The 20,990-nt window shown below is 39.0% G+C and carries 20 protein-coding genes; 10 read left to right on the top strand and 10 right to left on the bottom strand.

The annotated features are described in order from the left end of the window. Positions 1-171: 171 nt before the first annotated feature. The 3 genes from SJY38_RS06715 to SJY38_RS06705 form a co-directional block, all read right to left on the bottom strand. A complete protein-coding gene (locus SJY38_RS06715) occupies positions 172-588 on the bottom strand; it encodes a VF530 family DNA-binding protein (protein WP_004586518.1) in 417 nt (138 codons plus the stop codon). A 73-nt stretch (positions 589-661) separates the two neighbouring features. Next, positions 662-1,651: an MDR family oxidoreductase gene (locus tag SJY38_RS06710; RefSeq protein WP_377109458.1), complete on the bottom strand. Its 990-nt coding sequence runs from the start codon at positions 1,649-1,651 to the stop codon at positions 662-664. A 50-nt stretch (positions 1,652-1,701) separates the two neighbouring features. Beyond that, positions 1,702-2,334, bottom strand: a complete 633-nt coding sequence (locus SJY38_RS06705; RefSeq protein ID WP_138685721.1) for a TetR/AcrR family transcriptional regulator — start codon at positions 2,332-2,334, stop codon at positions 1,702-1,704. Positions 2,335-2,944: 610 nt separating this feature from the next. On the opposite strand from SJY38_RS06705, the gene rmf reads away from it, so the two are divergent. Next, a complete protein-coding gene (gene rmf, locus SJY38_RS06700; RefSeq protein ID WP_004586522.1) occupies positions 2,945-3,115 on the top strand; it encodes a ribosome modulation factor in 171 nt (56 codons plus the stop codon). Between the two features lie 70 nt (positions 3,116-3,185). On the opposite strand, the gene fabA is transcribed toward rmf, so the two are convergent. Next, on the bottom strand, positions 3,186-3,701 hold the full coding sequence (gene fabA / locus SJY38_RS06695) for a bifunctional 3-hydroxydecanoyl-ACP dehydratase/trans-2-decenoyl-ACP isomerase (RefSeq protein WP_004586523.1): 516 nt from the start codon (positions 3,699-3,701) through the stop codon (positions 3,186-3,188). Between the two features lie 204 nt (positions 3,702-3,905). Between fabA and SJY38_RS06690 the strand changes: the two genes are divergently transcribed. The 3 genes from SJY38_RS06690 to SJY38_RS06680 are packed head-to-tail and all read left to right on the top strand — an operon-like array spanning position 3,906 to position 6,014. Continuing rightward, the gene (locus SJY38_RS06690; RefSeq protein ID WP_029772284.1) at positions 3,906-4,763 is read left to right on the top strand and encodes a 6-carboxytetrahydropterin synthase; all 858 of its coding nucleotides are present in this window, start codon (positions 3,906-3,908) and stop codon (positions 4,761-4,763) included. Beyond that, a complete protein-coding gene (locus tag SJY38_RS06685; protein ID WP_248442368.1) occupies positions 4,756-5,574 on the top strand; it encodes a M23 family metallopeptidase in 819 nt (272 codons plus the stop codon). Before SJY38_RS06690 ends, SJY38_RS06685 begins: the two co-directional genes overlap by 8 nt. Before the next feature lie 5 nt (positions 5,575-5,579). Beyond that, positions 5,580-6,014, top strand: a complete 435-nt coding sequence (locus SJY38_RS06680; RefSeq protein ID WP_096041759.1) for an acyl-CoA thioesterase — start codon at positions 5,580-5,582, stop codon at positions 6,012-6,014. Positions 6,015-6,223: 209 nt separating this feature from the next. On the opposite strand, the gene SJY38_RS06675 is transcribed toward SJY38_RS06680, so the two are convergent. The 5 genes from SJY38_RS06675 to SJY38_RS06655 are packed head-to-tail and all read right to left on the bottom strand — an operon-like array spanning position 6,224 to position 11,807. Next, the gene (locus SJY38_RS06675; protein WP_377109457.1) at positions 6,224-7,546 is read right to left on the bottom strand and encodes a Na+/H+ antiporter family protein; all 1,323 of its coding nucleotides are present in this window, start codon (positions 7,544-7,546) and stop codon (positions 6,224-6,226) included. 8 nt (positions 7,547-7,554) lie between these two features. Continuing rightward, positions 7,555-9,516 (bottom strand): transglutaminaseTgpA domain-containing protein, encoded by a 1,962-nt coding sequence (locus tag SJY38_RS06670; protein WP_377109456.1) that lies wholly within the window; start codon positions 9,514-9,516, stop codon positions 7,555-7,557. Next, positions 9,509-10,522 carry a DUF58 domain-containing protein gene (locus tag SJY38_RS06665; RefSeq protein ID WP_377109455.1) on the bottom strand — a complete coding sequence of 338 codons (1,014 nt, stop codon included), beginning with the start codon at positions 10,520-10,522 and terminating at the stop codon, positions 9,509-9,511. The genes SJY38_RS06670 and SJY38_RS06665 overlap by 8 nt, the downstream gene beginning before the upstream one ends. Then, positions 10,506-11,411, bottom strand: a complete 906-nt coding sequence (locus tag SJY38_RS06660) for a MoxR family ATPase (protein WP_248442361.1) — start codon at positions 11,409-11,411, stop codon at positions 10,506-10,508. The genes SJY38_RS06665 and SJY38_RS06660 overlap by 17 nt, the downstream gene beginning before the upstream one ends. A gap of 12 nt (positions 11,412-11,423) precedes the next feature. Next, positions 11,424-11,807 (bottom strand): response regulator, encoded by a 384-nt coding sequence (locus SJY38_RS06655; RefSeq protein WP_273588242.1) that lies wholly within the window; start codon positions 11,805-11,807, stop codon positions 11,424-11,426. A 466-nt stretch (positions 11,808-12,273) separates the two neighbouring features. Between SJY38_RS06655 and SJY38_RS06650 the strand changes: the two genes are divergently transcribed. The 6 genes from SJY38_RS06650 to SJY38_RS06625 all read left to right on the top strand — a co-directional run bounded on the left by SJY38_RS06650 (position 12,274) and on the right by SJY38_RS06625 (position 19,011). Continuing rightward, positions 12,274-13,596 (top strand): hypothetical protein, encoded by a 1,323-nt coding sequence (locus SJY38_RS06650; RefSeq protein ID WP_029772291.1) that lies wholly within the window; start codon positions 12,274-12,276, stop codon positions 13,594-13,596. A 139-nt stretch (positions 13,597-13,735) separates the two neighbouring features. Continuing rightward, positions 13,736-15,040, top strand: a complete 1,305-nt coding sequence (locus tag SJY38_RS06645; RefSeq protein WP_377109454.1) for an ABC transporter substrate-binding protein — start codon at positions 13,736-13,738, stop codon at positions 15,038-15,040. Between the two features lie 118 nt (positions 15,041-15,158). Beyond that, complete coding sequence (locus SJY38_RS06640) at positions 15,159-16,031, top strand: carbohydrate ABC transporter permease (RefSeq protein WP_024033631.1); 873 nt, start codon at positions 15,159-15,161, stop codon at positions 16,029-16,031. A 2-nt stretch (positions 16,032-16,033) separates the two neighbouring features. Beyond that, positions 16,034-16,864, top strand: coding sequence for a carbohydrate ABC transporter permease (locus SJY38_RS06635; RefSeq protein WP_377109453.1), 831 nt, complete (start codon positions 16,034-16,036; stop codon positions 16,862-16,864). A 10-nt stretch (positions 16,865-16,874) separates the two neighbouring features. Then, the gene (locus SJY38_RS06630) at positions 16,875-17,888 is read left to right on the top strand and encodes an ABC transporter ATP-binding protein (RefSeq protein WP_029772719.1); all 1,014 of its coding nucleotides are present in this window, start codon (positions 16,875-16,877) and stop codon (positions 17,886-17,888) included. Positions 17,889-18,051: 163 nt separating this feature from the next. After that, the gene (locus SJY38_RS06625; protein ID WP_004586535.1) at positions 18,052-19,011 is read left to right on the top strand and encodes a sugar-binding transcriptional regulator; all 960 of its coding nucleotides are present in this window, start codon (positions 18,052-18,054) and stop codon (positions 19,009-19,011) included. Between the two features lie 891 nt (positions 19,012-19,902). On the opposite strand, the gene SJY38_RS06620 is transcribed toward SJY38_RS06625, so the two are convergent. Beyond that, positions 19,903-20,679 (bottom strand): DNA/RNA non-specific endonuclease, encoded by a 777-nt coding sequence (locus SJY38_RS06620; protein WP_377109452.1) that lies wholly within the window; start codon positions 20,677-20,679, stop codon positions 19,903-19,905. Positions 20,680-20,990 lie beyond the last annotated feature (311 nt).

Genomic DNA, 20,990 nt, shown 5'->3' with positions numbered 1-20,990 from the left:
CCAACATAATTTATCATGATGATCTTTAAGCTTAATTCTCTAGCCAGCGGTTTTCGGTGAAAACAAGGCGAATTTACGCGTCAATAGCTAGCCTATTGCAAGTAAATTCAACGCTGTTAGCGCTGAAAATAGCTGCTAGAGATAGATTTATTATCCAGAGTTGAGGTTAACTTAGTTACCCCACGGGTTAGTTGCATTTGAGCGTTGTTTTCGTGCCCTGGCGCGTTGTTTAGTGGCCTTTTTTTCCATAATTCGCTTTGCATCACTAAAACTTAATTCGCACGGCTCCCCCGGTTTATGATCAGCAGGAATGACTCTATCTCGTGGCGGTAATTCGTATTGCACATCGTCGGGTTTAGGTAAGTTTTTAAGGCGGTATAGGTAAAAGTTATCTACCTTTTCTTGTGCCCATTGTGTTTTACGTAAAAACTTAACCGCCGATTTTACATCTGGGTTGTTTTTAAAACAGTTTAATTGCAAATAAGCGTGTAGTAGCTCCCACCCATATTGCTCAACCAGTTCTTCAACCACTTGCTCTAATTTTACGCCTTGCAGTGGGTTATTACTGTAAAGATCTTGGTTGCTCATAGGTGTTGCCTCATTAATAAAAATACAAATGCCATTATAAATTTAATAACGAGGCTTTAATAGATAAAATTGCTTAACTTTGGCAATTAACAACTACGCGGCCGCGAATTTTACCTTCCATAAGTTGCTCGGCATTTTCGATTACTTTTTCAAGTGTAATTTCGGTTGAAATTTTATCAAGGTAATCGGCTTTAACTAAGCTTGCTAGTCTGTCCCATGCTTCTACTCTGTCTTTTTTAGGGCGCATAACGCTGTCTATACCAATTAAAGATACACCACGTAAAATAAAGGGCGCTACTGATGCGGGTAAATCCATGCCTTGGGCTAAACCACACGCAGTAACCACACCACCGTATTTAAGCGATGCACAAATATTAGCAAGCGTGTGGCTGCCTACCGAATCTATAGCACCCGCAAAGCGTTCTTTTTGAAGTGGTTTACCTGGGGTTGAAAGCTCATCGCGGCTAATGATTTGTGACGCACCTAGCTCTTTTAAGTAATCGCTTTGCTCCATTCTTCCTGTTGCAGCGGTTACGTTATAGCCTAGCTGATTTAATAAATAAATAGCAAAGCTGCCAACACCGCCGTTTGCACCGGTCACTAATATTTCGCCATCACTTGGAGTGATGCCTTGTTTTTCAAGGGCAATAACACTCAGCATTGCTGTGTAGCCCGCGGTGCCAATTTGCATTGCTTGTTTTGGCGAAAGCGTTGCAGGGAGGGGGATTAACCAATCACTATTAAGCGATGCCTTTTGTGCAAGGCCGCCCCAGTGTTTTTCACCCACACCAAAGCCATTTAGAATTACATTATCGCCAACAGTAAATTCATCGGTACTTGTTTCACTTACTGTGCCCACTAAATCGATGCCTGGTACCATAGGAAAACTACGCACAACAGGGCCTTTACCAGTTATGGCTAGCCCATCTTTGTAATTGAGCGTGCTGTAAAGTACATCAAGTTGTACGTTTTGATCTGGTAGGTCACTTTGCTGCACTTCACTAAGCGCCGCAGCGTAGTTTTCGTCTTTCGTAATTACAATAGCTTTAACTGAGTTACTCATAACATATCCTTTTAGACCGATCGGTTTTTAATGGCTAAATAAAATGCGCATTAGGTGAGTAATGCGCGTAAAAACATTTCTGTATACAACGTAAGGGGTTTACTTGATTGGGTAAGTTTAGCGCGCATAACGGCGCCTTCCCAGCCAATCCAAAAATATTCACTCATAAGCTGCGTATCAACAGTTTTAGCAAGCGTGCCTTGTTGCTGTGCTTCATTTAAACACAGCTCCACTTGCTGCTGCCATGCTACGTAGCTTTGTAGTAGCCGGATTTTAAATTCATCACTTAAATGATTGAGCTCTTGATTTAAATTTCCGACCAAACAACCGCGTTTGTACTGGTATTTTTGCATGCCCATAATGGCACTTTGCGTAAAGTGAATTAAGCGCTCAAGGGGCGGTGTATTGCTATCGGTTAAATATTTTTTGAGCTTAGTAATAAAGTAGTCATCGTAGGCATTTACTAAGGCAATACCAAACGCTTCTTTACTTTTAAAGTAATGATAAAACGAGCCTTTAGGCACGCCGGCTTTTTTTAAAATGGTATCAAGGCCAGTTGCGCTAAAACCAAATTCAGTTAAGGTTTCTAGGCCAACCCTAATAAGGTGCGCTTTGGTATCGGCGTTTTCGCGAGGTATTTTAGGGGGTCTTCCGCGCCGTGCAGGTGCCTGAGCAGTGTTCATTATAAGTAACCCCTAATAGCTTTTTTTTAAAGTTAACCTATATTAGACCGATCGACTTTAATTAATCAAGCATAAATACCAATTGTTTAAAAATAAATCGTTAAAGCTGTTTTTTAAACAAAAGGGAAAATTGCAATAAAGTTGTCATGATTACATTTTTGTTTGGAACTTAGCTAAAAAAGGTGTGTCGGATAAACAGGACGTGTTGATTTTTGCTGGTTAAATTTGCAGTGGTGTTTGGAATTTAGACAAGGCGATAATGCACCATAAATACCAACTATATGCTGCCCATTAGGTGCTTTCATTAAGCAGTTATTTAATCGCTCTACTGGATATATTTAAATCAGCAAAGTAGAACACGCCTTAGCACTTAAGTGCATTTAAGCGGTTAGATAGCCGTATTGTAAATTAAAGAAGCAGTAAGAAATGAAGTGGTACGACCACTGTGTTTTTATTAATGTTAAATTATTTTTGCATCAGCATGTTAGTTAATGTCAAATAAATTAATTAATTTTGCTATTTGAATTTAACATTTTTATTAACTATTCATTAAATGTAGATTTCACTAATGCTACAAAATTTATAATTAAAAAAGGTGAGGATATTACCGATGAAGAGACAAAAAAGAGATCGTTTAGAAAGAGCTCATTCTCAAGGTTTTAAAGCAGGTTTAGCCGGGCGCTCAAAAGAGCTATGCCCTTATCAGCAAATCGATCCTAAGTCCGAATGGTTAGGCGGTTGGCGTGAAGCAATTGAAAACCGAAACATGTATAAAACCTAATTCATCAGATAAGAATTAACGTAAAAAGGCCTCCAACTGGAGGCCTTTTTGCATACATTCATTACTAATTTTAGAATGCGCTTGTGTCTTGAAATAAGCCCACTTTTAAATCTTTTGCTTCGTAAATTACGCGGCCATCTACTTCAACTGTGCCATCAGCCATGCCCATAAATAATTTACGCTTAATTACACGTTTCATATCAAGGCGGTACGTTACTTTTTTAGCGGTAGGTAAAATTTGACCGGTAAATTTAACTTCACCCACACCTAAAGCACGGCCTAAACCAGGGCCACCAGACCAGCCTAAGAAAAAGCCAACGAGTTGCCACATAGCATCTAGCCCTAAACAACCTGGCATAACTGGGTCACCTTTAAAATGGCAATCGAAAAACCATAGGCTTGGGTCAATATCAAGCTCAGCTACAATTTGGCCTTTACCGTGCTCGCCGCCATCAGCAGTGATTGAAGTAATACGGTCCATCATTAACATGTTGTCGCTTGGTAAACGGCAGTTACCTTCACCAAACATTTCACCTTGACCACATAGGATCAAATCTTCTTTTGTATAGCTATTTTTAGGTTCCATAACACTTATCTTCGCTTAGAAATTGCCAAGTACTTTAGCGTACACTTGTACGCTAAACAACTCGGAGCAGTTGAAAAAAACACTTTTTTGCGTGATTTATCGCCAATCAGTAGTGGCGATTGCTTTTTGCACTATAAAACCGCGCAATTACAATCAGAAATCATTATAATTACCCCTGACTTATAACCAGTTTAAAGGAAGTTTATGATCCTTTTTGTTAACTCACTAACAGTGATTGATTTTTCTTACTTATGTAACAAACGCGGCGCCGTTGGCGAGAGCTGGATTGTTGATTTAACGTTGCATGGCAAGCTAAATGAAGAGTCTATGGTGTTAGACTTTGGCTTAGTTAAAAAGCAAATTAAAGGCATAATTGACGACTGTTTAGACCACAAATTAGCAATTGCTAAAGGTTTAAATGGCACAGTACAAGAATTTGATTCGCACAAAACGCTCGATTGCACATTTGGTGATAACCACCATTTAGCCATGAGTGCTCCGCATCAAGCTTATTGCATGATAGATGCACCAGAAATTAGCGTTGAATCAGTGACTGAATTTTTAATCGACACTATTTTACCAAAACTGCCAGGAAACATTGAAAAAATTGAGTTGTCGCTTAAACCAGAGCACAGCCAAAGTTTTTATTACCATTACAGCCATGGCCTTAAAAAGCACGATGGTAACTGTCAGCGTATTATTCATGGCCATCGCTCGCAAATTGGAATTAGTTTAGATGGTATGTCTATGCCACGCTTACAAAAGCAATGGGCAGAAAAATGGCAAGATATTTACTTAGCCACGCGTGAAGACCAAATCACAGCAAGCGAATTAAAACACATAAGCGCTAAAAACGATGATGTGTGTTTTGCTTACACCGCTGCACAAGGTTACTTTGAAATGGCGATTAGCGAGTCACGCTGTGACATTTTACCTGTTGATACAACGGTAGAATGTATTGCTCAACACCTTGCTGAGCAAGTTAAGGCAGAATACCCAGACAAAGACGTAAAAATTACCGCTTATGAAGGCGTAGGAAAGGGATCGATTAGTTATGCTTAAAACTCTTTTAGCAACAGCGCTTGTAACCACAACTAGCTTTAGTGCATTAGCGCTTGAGCTAAAAGGGCACCTAACGCAGGGCGGCTTAGTGACAGGTAAGCTTGAAAATGTGAAGTCGGTATCGCTAGATGGTAAAACATTAAAGTTATCAGACTCTGGCGATTTTGTGTTTGGCTTTGGTCGCGATGCGAAAGCAAAACACGCCCTTACGTGGGTAGATAATAACGGTAAAACACACACGCAAGATTTAATGATCACTAAACGTGATTATAAAATTGATAAAATTACCGGTGTGGCTAAAAAGTATGTGTCGCCCCCTAAAGAAGTAAGCGCACGTATTAGCCGTGAGGCGCAAGCAATACGTAAAGCGCGCGCGGTTAACTCTGATTTACAGTACTTTTTAGACCCGGTATTAAAGCCTGCACAAGGACGTATATCGGGTGTTTATGGTAGCCAACGTTATTTTAACGGCGAACCGCGACGCCCACATTTTGGTTTAGATATTGCCAATAAAACCGGCTCGCCTGTTTATGCTCCGATTAGTGGTACCGTGGTGTTTGCTGACCCCGATTTATACTACTCTGGCGGTACGCTTATTATTGACCACGGCCATGGCGTTACCTCTACATATATTCATTTAAGCAAATTAGATGTAAAAGTAGGCGATACAATAAGCCAAGGCGACAAAGTTGCCGAAATAGGTGCAACAGGGCGTGTAACAGGCCCACACCTTGATTGGCGTTTTAACTGGGAAGGCGAGCGCCTAGACCCAGCATTATTGATGCAAGATAAGCTTGCTAATAAAAAGTAGATACTATGACAGACATTAACCGCGATGCAATTATTGCAAAGCGTATTGAAGACTCAACGACCTCGGTTACTAAAACGGTTTTTCCTGGGCGCACTAATCATCACAACACATTATTTGGTGGCGATGCGTTAGCATGGATGGACGAGGTTGCTTTTATTGCCGCCACTCGTTTTTGCCGAAAGCCGTTAGTGACTATTTCATCTGATAGAGTTGATTTTAAAGAGGCTATTCCAGCGGGGACTTTTGCTGAGCTAATTGCTAAAGTTGTGCATGTGGGCAATACATCACTTAAAGTGGATGTGGATATTTGTTTAGAAACCATGCATAAAGATGATAAGCACTCGGCTATTTCAGGCAGCTTTACCTTTGTAGCCGTAGATGATGATCACAGACCGACACCGGTTGTGTGCGATAAAATGATTTACGGTTTTGATAATTAAATATTAAGGCAAGCGGCCTTTAAATAAGCACCTTTATTAGGTGCTTATTTAATTTATATAAAAAGAACACATCATACTAATTAATTGTAAAAGCAACCTTAGCAGCTATAAAAATATATAGATTAAGTCAGCAAAGAGGGAGTTATAAAAAAGGCATGAAATACATGCCTTAAAAATAATGAATTATACACACTATAAGTGCAGAAGTGTTAAAGCACCATAGCCGCAATCCAACCAAATATAAGTAATGGAATATTAAAATGTATAAAGGTGGGGATCACCGAATCTCGTATATGGTCATGTTGACCATCGGCATTTAAACCCGATGTTGGCCCAAGTGTAGAGTCAGAGGCTGGAGAGCCCGCATCACCTAATGCACCCGCTGTACCCACTAAAGCCGCAGTTGCCATAACCGAGAAACCTAAATCTAAACATAAAGGAACAAATAAGGTAGCTATAATTGGCACTGTAGAAAACGAACTACCAATACCCATTGTTATCAATAATCCCACCAATAAAATAGAGCCCGCAGCGAGGGGCTTATTGCCATCAAATAACGCCGCGCCACTGTGAACTAAACTTGCTACATCACCGGTTGCTTTCATTACTGAGGCAAACCCTTGAGCCGAAATCATAATAAAGCCAATCATCGCCATCATGGCGACGCCTTTACTAAATACGTCGCCGTTTTCTTCCCACTTAACAACACCAAATACACTAAATATCATCACGCCAACAAGGCCGCCTAATATCATAGAGCCACTTAGGTTTTGTGCAACCAATGATGAAAGTACAGCAAACAAACCCACGATCATCACTTTTTTTGGTTTCTCAATGTCGCTAGCTTTACTTTGTGTTGTTAACGGTTGCGCTTGGTAGTCACGGCGCTTTGCGTAACTTATAAACACCGCAATAATTAACCCAACCAGCATACCGCAGGCAGGAATAATCATTGCCATAGGCACTTGTGTGTTAACTATGTCTAGGCCGTTATCAACTAAGTTTTTATGCAAAATAGAGTATAAGTAAATGCCACCAAATCCATAAGGCAATACCATGTAAGAGGTAGCTAAACCAAACGTTAATATACAGGCAATGGCGCGGCGGTCTAAACGTAGTTGATTAAACACAACGAGCAAAGGGGGGATTAAAATAGGTATAAAGGCTATGTGCACAGGCACTAAATTTTGAGAAGAAATAGCGCAGCCTAATATAATTAATAAAATAAAATAGCTTAAAAAGGTTTCGCTGCCTGTACCTTGTGCATTCACTTTGTTTAATAGCTTTTCGGCGAGGATACGGGTTAATCCCGATTTTGAAATAGCCACTGCAAAGGCACCTAACATTGCGTAACTTAGTGCAATTTCAGCGCCGGCCGACAAGCCAGAATTAAATGCATCAACACTTTCTTTTATCCCTAAACCTGCTGTTAAACCAGCTACAAGTGCACTAATTATCATAGCTACAATGACATTTACACGGGCTAAGGAGAGCCCAAGCATTAAAATAACGCCTATAACAACCGCATTCATAGTTTTCTCTATTTTGAAGATTTAATTAATTTTATCAGATCTTTAGCCTGATTTTTACGTTCTTTAGTAAAAGGTTTTTTAGCGTAGCGCACTTGGTTAAATAAATAGCTAAATTCGCTTAAAGGTTCCGCAGCATCAGGGCTTTGCTCAGCAAAGTATATTAACTGCTGATTAGGTGAATAGTGACTAGGCGCCGCTATGTCGTTTTTATCTGCCCAGTGCTTAATTGCTTCAAATTCTGAAACTAACGGCGGGCGTTTACTTTTATTGCGTGGCCAATTTAAATAAATAAAGTAAGCAGCAAAGCTAAAAGCAAGTCCTAAAATAACCGCTAAAGGTACCAGCCAAAGATGTTTACTACCAAAAAGTGATTTTAAAAAGTTGCTTTGCTTTTCTTCGTCAAAGCCAAGTACCCAGCTGGTCCATTGGTAATCAAGGGTTTCTAGTTTGAGCCTTAACCAATTAACGGCTGCAAAGTTACTTAAACTCACTAAGCCAAAATCGAGATTACTTTTAAATTCATCATTGAGTTCTTCGTTTTGCGAAAGTGAACCATTTAAACGCTCGGGGGCGACCACCGCAGTGGCATCAAAAATCTGCCACTGATTATTAATATACACTTCAACCCAAGCGTGGGCATCGTATTGGCGAACCGATAAATAGTTATTTGTTTGGTTTTTTTCGCCACCCAAATAACCGCTGGCCAAGCGCGCGGGAATACCGGCGCTTCTAAAAATATACGCTGCTGCACTGGCGTAATGGCCGCAAAAGCCGCGTTTTTTATCAAATAAAAATTGATCAATAGTGCTGTCACCGGTCATTGGCTCAGGGGTTAACGTGTAACTAAATTCTTGTTTCGCAAAGTAGCTAAGCAATGCATTATAAAAGTCACTTTGCGAGGTTGTTGATTGTTTAAGTTTGGCAGCAAGCTTGGCTGCTTGTTGGTTTGTTTGGTTATTTAAGCGTGTGTAATAAGCGGTTTGCCAATTTGAAAGTTGCTCTGTACTCAGTGCTGCACTTGATACCTGATACTGCAAGCTTTTAGCTTGATATTGTTTTTTTCGTAATAGCCCTAGCGCATTACTTTCAACATTTTTATTATTACTGGTTGCGTATTCAAGCCCATATAACCATTTTTGATTAGCAGGCTCGGCAATAATAGTGTAGGTATGTTGTACTAAAGTTTGTTTATTGGGATCAGCGCTTTGATTATTATATTTTAATAAATCAGATGTTTTCCACGCTTTACCATCAAAGGTATCGTGTACAAGTGCTCGCCAATAATAAGGTGAGGCGGGCGTGTCGTTATCAAAACGCGCTCTAAAAACCAGTTCATCAGAATTAGACAGCTTTGCAATATCAAACGGGTCTACTTGTTCAGAGAGCCCTGTTTTAGCAAGCTTTGGCCCAGGTAACTGCCAAAAAGCGGGCATTTTAGGTAAAAACAACAGCAAAAATATTGCTAAAGGCAAAGCAATAAATAACAGCTTAGCACTTTGTTTAGAGGCTAATTTTAAACTATGCGAAGATTCAATTAAGCTCAATACAGCAAAGTTGAGTAAAAATAGGGCGCTCATGGTTAAGGTGGTTATTATGCTTTGGTTAAACAAATACGCCGATGAAATAGAAAAAAACGTGAGTGTGACAATAATATGGTAATGTTTTTTTGTTTTAGCCTGCAGTAATTTAAAAATACTAGAGAGCAATAACATAGCAACAAATAATATTACTGTATCGCCTATACCTATGGTGTAAATCATTAATATTAAAGCTAATCCAGCCAAAATATTTGCAAGCCACGCGTTAGGTTTAGGGTTGTTAGTCAGTGTTAAGTACACGTTCCAAATGCATAAAAGCGATAAAACCCCAATAAACAGTATGGGCATATGCGATAAATAAAACGCAAATAAGCAGGCGTATATAAAGCTCATTGCTAAATTAATTGCCCGGTAATTTAATAGCTCAGCCATTAGTTGCTCCGCCGTATTCGCTCAGAAGTGCTAAACACTGTGATTTATCGTGCGTGTCGTTAGTTGCTTTGTAACTTGCTGAGGGCAAAATTAGTGTAAACGGTGTGTTGTTTTCGCATGCATTACACACTAAAAAGCAAAGCTGACTCAAGCGTTGCTCGGTGTTACCCGTTAGCAGGTTAAAATCAAAAACAATATCGGACTTTTTATAATCTATAAATTCTTTTACGAGTAACTGCTGTGATTTAGCGTAATGTTTCCATGAAATTCGCTGCAATCCCATTTCTGGTAAATGCGTAATTAGCTCATCAAACTCTTCGCTGCCGAGCTCTTTAATACTGCCTGTTTGCGTTGTGTGTTCAAACGTACTGTTGTAAGTGTCGTTTAATACATGCTCTGGCGCAGGGTAAACGTAAACAGAGTCATTGGGTTGTATATAACTCCACACGCTTACCAGCCCAAATGGGTAATTACTGTGTATTTTAAAACGTTCAAGGGTATATTTACCGCGGGCATTATAAGGTAGGTTAATAATTAAAGCGCTGTCTTTGGGCGTAACTTGCGCTAAGTGCTTTGCATATTCAGGGTCACTCGAGTAGCTAAGCGATACTGATTGCGTAAGTGTAGGGGCTTTTAAAATAAATTTAACCGAGCCTTTATTTGGTGAGAAGCTGGCAAAACTTTTTATATATTCAACTTTTAGCCCTTTGGCATTTGTATAACCAAGCAGAACGGCAATAATCATCACCACAAACATTAAATAAGCCATCACCAAAATTAAGTTATTTTGATAATTAATGCCCATAACAAAATTTAAAATAGCCACAATAATAAAGTAAAAGCCGAGTTGCGAGGGCACTACATATATATTGTTATGAGCCAGCGTAATGGATTGCTTTGAATGCTTGTTTTTAAGTAGTTTATTAAGTAAACGCTTTTTTAATGCGCCTAATATACTGACCTTTTTGGCTTTTTTTTTAAATAACACGTTAAACTGGCACAGCAACGGTTTTTAAGATTTCATTTACTTGCGCTTCTCCCGACTCGTTATGCAGTCCTAAGCGGTGTTGGCACACACTTGCAAATACAGCTTGTACATCGTCAGGGGTTACAAACTCTCGCCCTTCAATAAATGCCCACGACTTAGCCGCTTTAGCCAGCGCCATACTTGCCCGAGGGGAGAGAGAGCCTGCAAATGCTGCGCTTTGACGAGTATGCGTTACTAATTCAATAATATAATCGATTACAGGGCTACTTATCACAATTTGGTTAATTAAGGTTTGAATTTGTTGTAGCTGCTTAGCGTCTATTCTTTGTGGTAATTTGCTGTAGTCTCGCGGTTTAATGTTTAAAATAAGTTGTTTTTCAGCCTCTTTAGGAGGAAAACCTAAACTTATACGCATTAAAAATCGATCTAACTGCGATTCTGGAAGTGGGTAAGTACCCGACTGATAAAGCGGGTTTTGCGTGGCAATTACAAAAAAAGGATTTAGTAATGTGTACTTAGTACCATCTACTGTAACTTGCTGCTCTTCCATTGCCTCAAGCAATGCACTTTGCGTTTTAGGGCCCGCGCGGTTTATTTCATCTGCTAATACAACTTGGCTAAAAATCGGCCCTTTATGAAATGTAAACGTGTGCTCATTAGCGTTAAATACATTAGTTCCTAAAATATCGGCAGGTAAAAGATCGCTTGTAAATTGTATACGCTGATACGACAGCCCAAGCACAGCAGCAAGTGCATGTGAGAGCGTAGTTTTGCCCATACCGGGTAAATCTTCTATCAGTAAATGTCCTTCACTGAATAAGCAGGTGAGTGCTAGTTTTATTTGTTGTTTTTTTCCAAAAATTACACTCGATAAATCGTCGATAATTGCCGTAACAGTGCTTTGCATACTGACCTTATATTATTCGCTTAGTTCGAGACGCTTCATAACAGAATTAACTTTTTTAGCGTTAAAAGGTTTTTCTATAAAGCCTTTAGCGCCTAATTCCCATGTGTTTTGCACGTTTTCAAGGGTGTTATGACCCGAGCACATAACAACGTGAGCGTGAGGGTAGCTATCATTAATATGTTCTAGAATATCAGAGCTTTCAGAATCAGGTAAGTCCACATCCAAAAATATGACATTGGGTAATTTTTTATCAAGAAGGGGTTTTGCAGAAAGGTAATCGTTGCTTTCTAAAATATCTTCAAAGCCTAGCTCCGTTAATATTTGATTTAGGTAGTCACGTATTTCCTTAACGTCATCAATAATAAGTATAGGCTCAAGCGGGCGCACAAATTCCATATGTTAATTACTTCTATTTTTTATACATCTAAAGTAATTTAATTTTATGCTAAGCACTGTATAAGCTCAAGAAAGTAAATCAAAAAACAACCAATTAGCGCTTTTACGCGCCTAAACCTGCCGTATTAATTAAACGCCCATACCATTTAATTGGTTAATAAATGTTAAATAACGATCTTCAACAGCCCTCTACAGAACACTTTAAATAAGACTTTAGTCATAACTGGCAATTTTATTTTGGAATTCAAAACTATTAAACCCTTGTTTATAAATGTAAATTTTTATAAGTGCGATTTCATGTAAATGTTTTGTAATAAAAGATGTTGACGTTACATTATTCATTTGTGATTATGCTCATTAGCTGGGCCAATGCTCATTACGAAGTTTAAAAACACATTTAAATAAAATGCCCATTTGCTTTAGCTGCACACTGAAAATACACAACACACTAAATAGAGAGTTCATTATGTTAAATAATAAGAAAGCTAAATTTGCGCTAACTTTAGTAGCAGCAGCATTGGCGGCGCCTGCACAAGCAGAAATGTCAGATTACTTTGACCGCCTTGACGTTAACTTTCTAGCAATGCAAAACTTTCAGTCTATTCAAGCTAAAGACGGTGCATTTCGTCCTGGAGATGAAGAACAATCATCAGGTTTTGGGCGTATTAGAGCTAACTTAATGCTTAAGTTTCATATAAATGAATACATTACTGCCGACATTGATATAGCCGAAGAGCCAAACGATTTTGGCGGCGGCGACCGTGATTTTTCGTTCCATAACGACTTTGCAGGTATTGAATTTGATTTACTTGGCTTATACGGCACACCAAACGAAAACGAAAATTTAACGCTTCGTTTAGGTAATATTGGTGCGTCTCCATTTCAGTTTAAAGGTTTTCAAGATGGCGCAGATAACCAAGGTAATGCCTTAATTGGTAACGGCATTAACGACTACGCAACCGCAGAAAACGGTGCACAATTAAGCTACACAGAAACTTTTGACAGTGGTGTGCTTCGTTCTTATAACGTGGCAGGTCACATTACTACATCAAGCTTTGGCGAAGCATTTCAAGAAGATAGAGGCTTTAATTACCGCTTACAAGGTACATTAGAGTTTGAAGGTGGCTTTAAAGTTGGCTTAAATTACTTACAAGCTAACCAAGGCGACCAACTTCGTTTTGAAAATGGCGTAGCGAGCTTAGATGGACTCACAACAACAAATTACCGTTTTGGTGATGGCGAAAACTATAACTTTTCGGCTTCTCCTTCAAGCGAACGTGATACTCACGTAGGTGTTATGCCAGGGCTTGATCAGTCTATCATTCAATTAAATTTAGCGTATCAGCCATCAGATCAAACCAGCATCATTTTAATGTTGGGTAAATCGTCTGACGATTACACCTTTGCAGACTCTGCAGGTAACGCAGTGGCAGGTATTACCTATTTTGGTACAGATGGCGTGGCAGACGAAAACGGTACTACGTTTGATTCTAACAGTGTAATTAAAGGCGAAAGCTCAGTAGAATATTACGCCGTTGAAGCACAGCAATATATCATTCCTGAAAAACTTTACGTAGCCGCGCGCTATGCAGAGTCAGAAAACACTTCCGATTTAATCAGCCAAAACGATAACACCGTTGAGCGCTTACAAGTAGCCGCAGGTTACTGGTTTACAGATTCTACACTTTTAAAAGTTGAGTATGTAAATCAAGAAGAAGGCGCAAACTCAGGCGGCCAAATTGGTCGTGGTTTTGACGGTTTCACCTCAGAAATCTCAGTTAAATTTTAAATAGCTTACTAACTTACTGTTTGGTTTAAAAGTAATTTCAGCGCTGTAAATACGTTGAAATTACTCACCGCTTTATTTACTAAGGCGCTTTACAGTTATTTTTTAAGCGTCATTTAACATATTTATGAGGGTTAACCCGATGAAAACTAAATTATTAATGCTCGCGTGTTCAGTTATGGCTATTAACGTAGCCGCTAAAGAAACCATAACCATTGCCACTGTTAATAATGGTGACATGATCACCATGAAAGAGCTAAGCAATCATTTTGAAGAACAAAACCCAGATATTTCATTAAAATGGGTAACACTAGAAGAAAATATTTTACGTCAACGTGTAACAACCGATGTTGCCACAAAAGGCGGCCAATACGATGTAATGACAATTGGCACATATGAAGTGCCAATTTGGGGTAAACAAAACTGGCTAACTGAGCTTGATAACCTAGGTGAAAATTACGACGTTGATGACTTACTACCGGCTATTCGCAGTGGTTTAACCATAGATAACAAATTATACGCGGCCCCATTTTATGGCGAAAGCTCTATGGTTATGTACCGTACAGACCTAATGGAAAAAGCCTGCCTAGAAATGCCAAACGCGCCTACGTGGAGCTTTATTCAAAAAGCTGCAAAAGCGATGACCAATAAAGATGAAGGTGTTTATGGCCTTTGCTTACGTGGTAAAGCAGGTTGGGGCGAAAATGTTGCTTTAATTACTTCAATGGCAAATTCGTTTGGCGCTCGCTGGTTTGATGAAAATTGGAAACCACAATTTAACACCCCTGAGTGGAAAGCCACACTCCAGTACTATGTAGATGTTATGAAAGAGTCTGGTCCTGCGGGTTCGTCAGCGAATGGGTTTAACGAAAACCTAGCGTTATTTCAAACGGGTAAATGTGGTATTTGGATTGATGCAACGGTTGCTGGCGCATTTGTAACCAATAAAAAAGATTCTGAAGTCGCTGATAAAGTAGGCTTTGCACTTGCACCAGATAATGGCTTAGGTAAACGCGGTAACTGGCTATGGTCATGGACACTTGCAATTCCTTCTAGCAGTAAAAAATCTGATGCTGCAATGAAATTTATTAGCTGGGCTACATCAAAAGAGTACAGCCAATTAGTTGCCGATAACAAAGGCTGGGCAAAAGTACCGCCGGGTACTCGCGCATCACTTTATGAAAACGAGCAATACATGAATGCAGCACCGTTTGCACAAATAACGCTTGATTCTATTAATTCGGCCGACCCGAAAAACCCTACTGTTAAACCCGTGCCTTATGTTGGCATTCAGTTTGTTGCTATCCCTGAATTTCAAGGAATTGGCACTGCTGTTGGGCAGCAGTTTTCCGCTGCACTTACTGGGCAAATGACTGTTGAGCAAGCGCTTAACACATCACAACGCCTAGTTGAGCGCACAATGCGTAAAGCACGCTACCCAAAATAAATAAGTAGGCGGGTAAGTTTAACGCTTACCTCGTATTTTTCGTCAGCATTAGCATGTTATCTAGTAGCCGTTTGTCGTTGTTGCTAAGGTTAATGCTGACTTTTTGAAGGTCACTGATATGGCAACTACACAGTCTCGTACGCTTGCACGCATAATGCTATTTCCTAGTGTAATTTTATTACTAGGATGGATGATAGTGCCGCTGTGCATGACACTCTATTTCTCGTTTGTAGATTACAACTTACTTATTCCTGGTGAACGCGAATTTGTAGGCTTTTTAAACTACGAGTTTTTTTTAACAGATCCCGCGTTTGTTGAATCCTTTTTTAATACCCTTTATTTAGTAACGGGTGTATTAGCTATCACAATTTGTGGTGGTATCGGTTTAGCTGTTCTCCTCGACCAAGCAATATGGGGGCGAAACTATGTTCGTATTATGGTTCTCGCCCCATTTTTTGTTATGCCAACCGTATCGGCTTTGGTGTGGAAAAACATGTTTATGAACCCTGTAAATGGATTATTTGCACACTTTGCAATTTGGCTCGGGTTTGAACCTATCGACTTTTTTGCGCAAATGCCTTTGTTTTCAATCATTATTATTGTTTCTTGGCAGTGGTTACCGTTTGCAGCGTTGATATTACTCACGGCAATTCAATCCCTTGACCGCGAACAACTCGAAGCTGCCGATTTAGATGGTGCAGGGCCTTTTAGTAAGTTTTTTTACATCGTGCTGCCGCATTTATCACGCGCTGTTACCGCTGTTATTTTAATTGAAACTATATTTTTACTGTCTATTTTTGCAGAAATTTTAGTGACAACCAGTGGCGGGCCTGGGTATGCATCCACCAATATTACTTACTTAATTTACACCCAATCGTTATTACAATTTGATGTAGGCGGGGGCTCAGCAGGGGGCATAGTTGCAGTAATTATTGCCAATATTGTAGCCATATTTTTAATGCGCCTTATTGGTAAAAACTTAGAGGGTTAATCATGGCTAGTGCAGCAAATAAAAAATCAAAACTAATTTATACCCTGGCAGCATGGACCATCAGTGGGATGATATTTTTCCCAATTTTATGGACATTAATCACCAGTTTTAAAACCGAAGCAGAAGCAATATCAGCCACACCAGCGTTATTTGCTTTTGATTGGACACTGGAAAACTATCAAGATGTGTTAGCCCGCTCGCCGTATTTTGATCACTTTTGGAACTCGGTGGTTATATCACTCGGCTCAAGTTTATTGGGCTTATTAATAGCCGTACCAGCCGCGTGGTCAATGGCGTTTGTGCAAACGAAAAAAACTAAAAACCTACTTATGTGGATGCTTTCTACAAAAATGCTCCCGCCGGTAGGGGTGTTAATTCCTATTTATTTACTCTTTAGAGACTTTGCTTTATTAGATACAAAACTGGGCTTAGTTATTGTTATGACCTTAATAAACTTACCGATTATGATATGGATGTTATACACCTACTTTAGAGAAATTCCGGGTGAAATTTTAGAGGCGTCACGAATGGATGGTGCAACTATTGGCGAAGAAATATTTCATGTATTACTGCCAATCGCATTACCCGGCATAGCCTCAACATTACTGTTAAACGTAATTTTGGCATGGAACGAAGCATTTTGGACACTCATTTTAACCGCTGCGAATGCCGCACCACTAACGGCATTTATTGCCAGTTACTCAAGCCCAGAAGGGTTATTTTACGCCAAGTTGTCGGCAGCTTCTGCCATGGCCATTGTGCCAATATTAATTCTTGGTTGGTTTAGTCAAAAACAATTAGTGCGCGGCTTAAGCTTTGGCGCAGTAAAGTAGGAGAACACACATGGGCAGCATCACACTAAAAAAAGTAACTAAAAGTTTTGATGAAGTTAACGTAATTAAACCGCTTGATTTAGAGATAAAAGACGGCGAATTTATTGTATTTGTAGGGCCATCGGGCTGTGGCAAATCAACATTACTACGTATGATTGCTGGATTGGAAGACACAACCAGCGGCACAATTGAGATTGATGGCCAAGATGCAACACAGACGCCACCGGCAAAACGTGGTTTAGCTATGGTCTTTCAGTCGTACGCTCTGTACCCGCACATGAGTGTACGCAATAATATTGCGTTTCCACTAAAACGTGCAAAAGTAAGCCCTGCTGAAATTGAAAGTAAAATAGCAAATGCTGCTAAAATACTTAATTTAACTGATTACTTAGACCGTAAACCAGGGCAATTATCGGGCGGGCAACGCCAACGTGTAGCAATAGGGCGTGCAATTGTTAGGCAACCGTCGGCTTTTTTGTTTGACGAACCGCTTTCAAATTTAGATGCATCGCTGCGTGTAAATATGCGCTTAGAAATTTCTGAGCTACACAAAAGCTTAGCTACAACAATGATTTATGTAACACATGATCAAGTTGAAGCGATGACTATGGCAGACAGAATTGCAGTATTTAATGGGGGGATTATTGAGCAAGTCGGTACGCCACTTGAGCTGTATCAGCACCCGGTAAATAAATTTGTGGCAGGCTTTATTGGTTCACCAAAAATGAACTTTATTGAAGTAGATAACGATAGCCATGCACAAACGCATAGTTTAGGTGTGCGTCCTGAGCACTTTGAAATTTCAACTGAGTCAGGAACTTGGCAAGGTACTGTGGGCGTTATCGAGCATTTAGGTTCTGAAAGCTTTTTACATGTAACTATTAACGATGGCAGCACGGTTACGGTAAAAGCAGATGGCGATTGCCCATTACAATATGGCGATACAATATATTTAAGTGCGCCTGAGCACAAGGTACATAGATTTGATAAAAATGGGTTAACGATTAAAAACCCAACAGTTTAATCCGCCGTTTTAGGCCAATACTTTAGGAATAGCAAATTTACCTAAAGTATTGGTTATTAAATTAATGTGACACTTCGGCATTTTATAAATGAATGATATATTTGCAAATATTATAAAATGATTTATCGCTAAACTAAGCGGCTTATCAAAATAAGAGGTTTGTGTGGCAAAGCTATCAAATACAGAAATACGTAAGCTCGATGATGCAGCTAGAGCAGGGTGGCTCTATTATGTTGCGGGTAAAACACAAGACGAAATTGCCAAAAAGCTCAATGTATCTCGTCAATCGGCTCAACGTATGGTGGCATTATCTGTAAGCCAAGGGCTTATTAAAGTAAGGCTCGATCATCCTATTGCTAAATGTATGGATTTAGCAGAAAAAATTAAAAGCCGTTTTGGCTTAGACTCTTGTGAAGTAGTGCCTAGCGATGGCTCAGATCCAAACTCTACAGTAGGTTTAGCGCAAGCCGGTGCAGCTGAAATACAACGTCATTTAAAATCAGAAACACCGAAAATTTTAGCTATGGGTACTGGGCGCGTATTACGTGCATGCGTTGATGAACTGCCAACGCTAGATTGTAGCCAACACAAAGTTGTGGCTATGCTTGGTAACATGGCACTTGACGGGTCGGCTTCACCTTATGATGTAGTTGTTAGAATGGCCGAGCATATAAATGCAAAGCATTACCCAATGCCGCTTCCTGTATTACCAAGAAGTGTTGAAGAGAAACAGCAATTGCATTCACAACATAATATTACCAGTAACTTAAAATTGGCCACCCAAGCCGACGTAACGTTTGTGGGTGTAGGTAGCCTAGGCGAAAAATCGCCATTGCATATTGATGGCTTTGTTGATGAGCAAGAGCTAAAAGAGCTACAAAATTTAGGGGCTGTGGGCGAAATGATCAGCTGGGTTTACGACAAACGCGGCCAATTAATTGACTGCACTGTAAACCAACGAGTTGCCAGTACGCCATTAAAAATTGAAGGTAATAAACAAATTTACGCTATAGCCGCCGGTGAAGATAAAGTACTTGCGATACTTGGTGCAGTTAGATCGAATATGATCAGCGGTTTAATTACTAACGAATACACAGCAGAACGTATTTTAAGTATGGATTAGCTAAGGTTGTTTAGCTAGCTTTTTAAAATCTACGGATAATAACTGACTGAATGAGCCTTTATTTTTCAAATAAAGAAAATTAACAGGCTCATTTAAAATACCAATAAAGTTTTAATAAATTTAGCCTTTTCATAAAACGTTTTAAATAGCGCTGTAATAAAAGAGCGCCGCAATGAAAGAACGTTGATGAAAATAGCAAAGCAAAAACTGGTGTAGTTAAAATTTTAAAGTAGCCAATGCTTAAAGTTCTTTGTAAGTAATATAGTTAGTAAAGTTTTAAGTGTAATGGATAATAAAAGCGTAATGACCAGAAATAAACTAAAAGCACTTAGCAAAGTAAGGCTTGGTATAGCTTGGTAAAAACAACCTTAATGTCCGATACCGTCTAGTATTGGACATAGTGGGAGTGTAATACGCACTCCTTATTATAATATACATAACTACCTATAATTCATATTATGTTAAATAAGGTAAATTAATACATAATCAGAGTAACTATGCTTCTATTATTACGTATAAACCCCTATTTATGGTGTTTTGAGTAATAGTCTTTTAAAGTTGGTCTTTCAGTTAACCGTTCGAATTATTATGCACAGTAACTTTTAACAACAACTTACGCACTACATTTACACCGATATTTTCGCTAATATTTATGTAGTCTTTCAATCTTATAAAGCCTAGCTATTACAAATTCCATATAGCAGCCTCTATATTCCCTTTATAAAAATTAATTACCCTTTTTAAACAGAATCAAATTTAGTAATCTTCGTTTCTATCATTTTATTTAAAGCTAACTTATTGCTACAAGATTTTTTGCGACTCATATCAGGTTTAATTTAAAGCCTTAGATTTTTCTTCAAAACCTAAGGCTTTACTCAAAAATAATATGACTTAGTTACAACCTAGCTCAGACCTTAAACCATACACTGATGATTCAATTGTTTGTGCACTGTTATACGATAAGTTTGGCATTACATTTATACCAGAGCGCGATTCAACTTCATCAATACTTACTTCGGTATTACAAAAGTTATCACTGCGACTTGCTGTTTGCTCCATAATAAACGCCGATGCTTTAATTGTGCTACCAGTTTGCTGCATAACAATTTTAAAATAGCCACTTGGAATGGTATGCGCTTCGTTAGCTTGTGGTAACTCTGCAAAATAATATTCGTATAATGGACCCGTTACTACATATAAATCATTTCCATTTCCTACGTGATTTCGCACTGCAGATTCAAGCCTAACCCATGGGCCTTGATTTAATGCGGATGATTGCGGCGTAATATTAGAAAGTAAGTTTGTTAGTTTCCAATCATCCGTATTGCTAAAAGATGCTAATGGAACTTGATGGCCTCTATCGGTATTTATTGTTGCATATGCATCAGTATAATCATTAGGCTCTAACGTGTAATGTGAGTATAGGTCAGGATCGGCTTTCCAACTTCTGCTTCTCGATGGTCCACTCATAGTGCTAGTCGTAACATGGTAAGCTACCCAATCTGCAAACTTTGTATAACGATTATTTTTTAAAGTATAAATACTTCGCTCAATTGTATTACCATTATTCAAACCTGTTGGGCAACCTTGTAAACAATTGTCTGCACTTGCACTGTGCGCAAAACATAAACCTGTAAGTACTATTGATGCCTTTATTATTGTCTTCATTGTTTTATCCTCAATTAAATGAGGGTAAAAATTAGCAGTACATTATTACAGCAATATGTATCTAACTAATTGTTTATAAATACAATAATATCGTCTTAGGCTTTTGGTATTACTAATAAAAGTCGCGAGTATACAGTTACCCTCGCCTTATATTTAACGTAGTAACGTCACTTGTAGACCTAGCGAATAAAGGGGTTTTTATATACCTACATGTATTATGTTAAATTGAGTTCTTTGTGGTTTTCTATGCGTAATAACCCTGATATAAAGCGTTTACGCATACTTTTAATGTATGAATATTGAGCTATTAG

The sequence above is a fragment of the Pseudoalteromonas sp. R86517 genome (genome assembly GCF_042466295.1).
Classification (GTDB): Bacteria; Pseudomonadota; Gammaproteobacteria; order Enterobacterales; family Alteromonadaceae; genus Pseudoalteromonas; species Pseudoalteromonas atlantica.
This window is presented reverse-complemented; position numbering and strand designations above follow the sequence as displayed.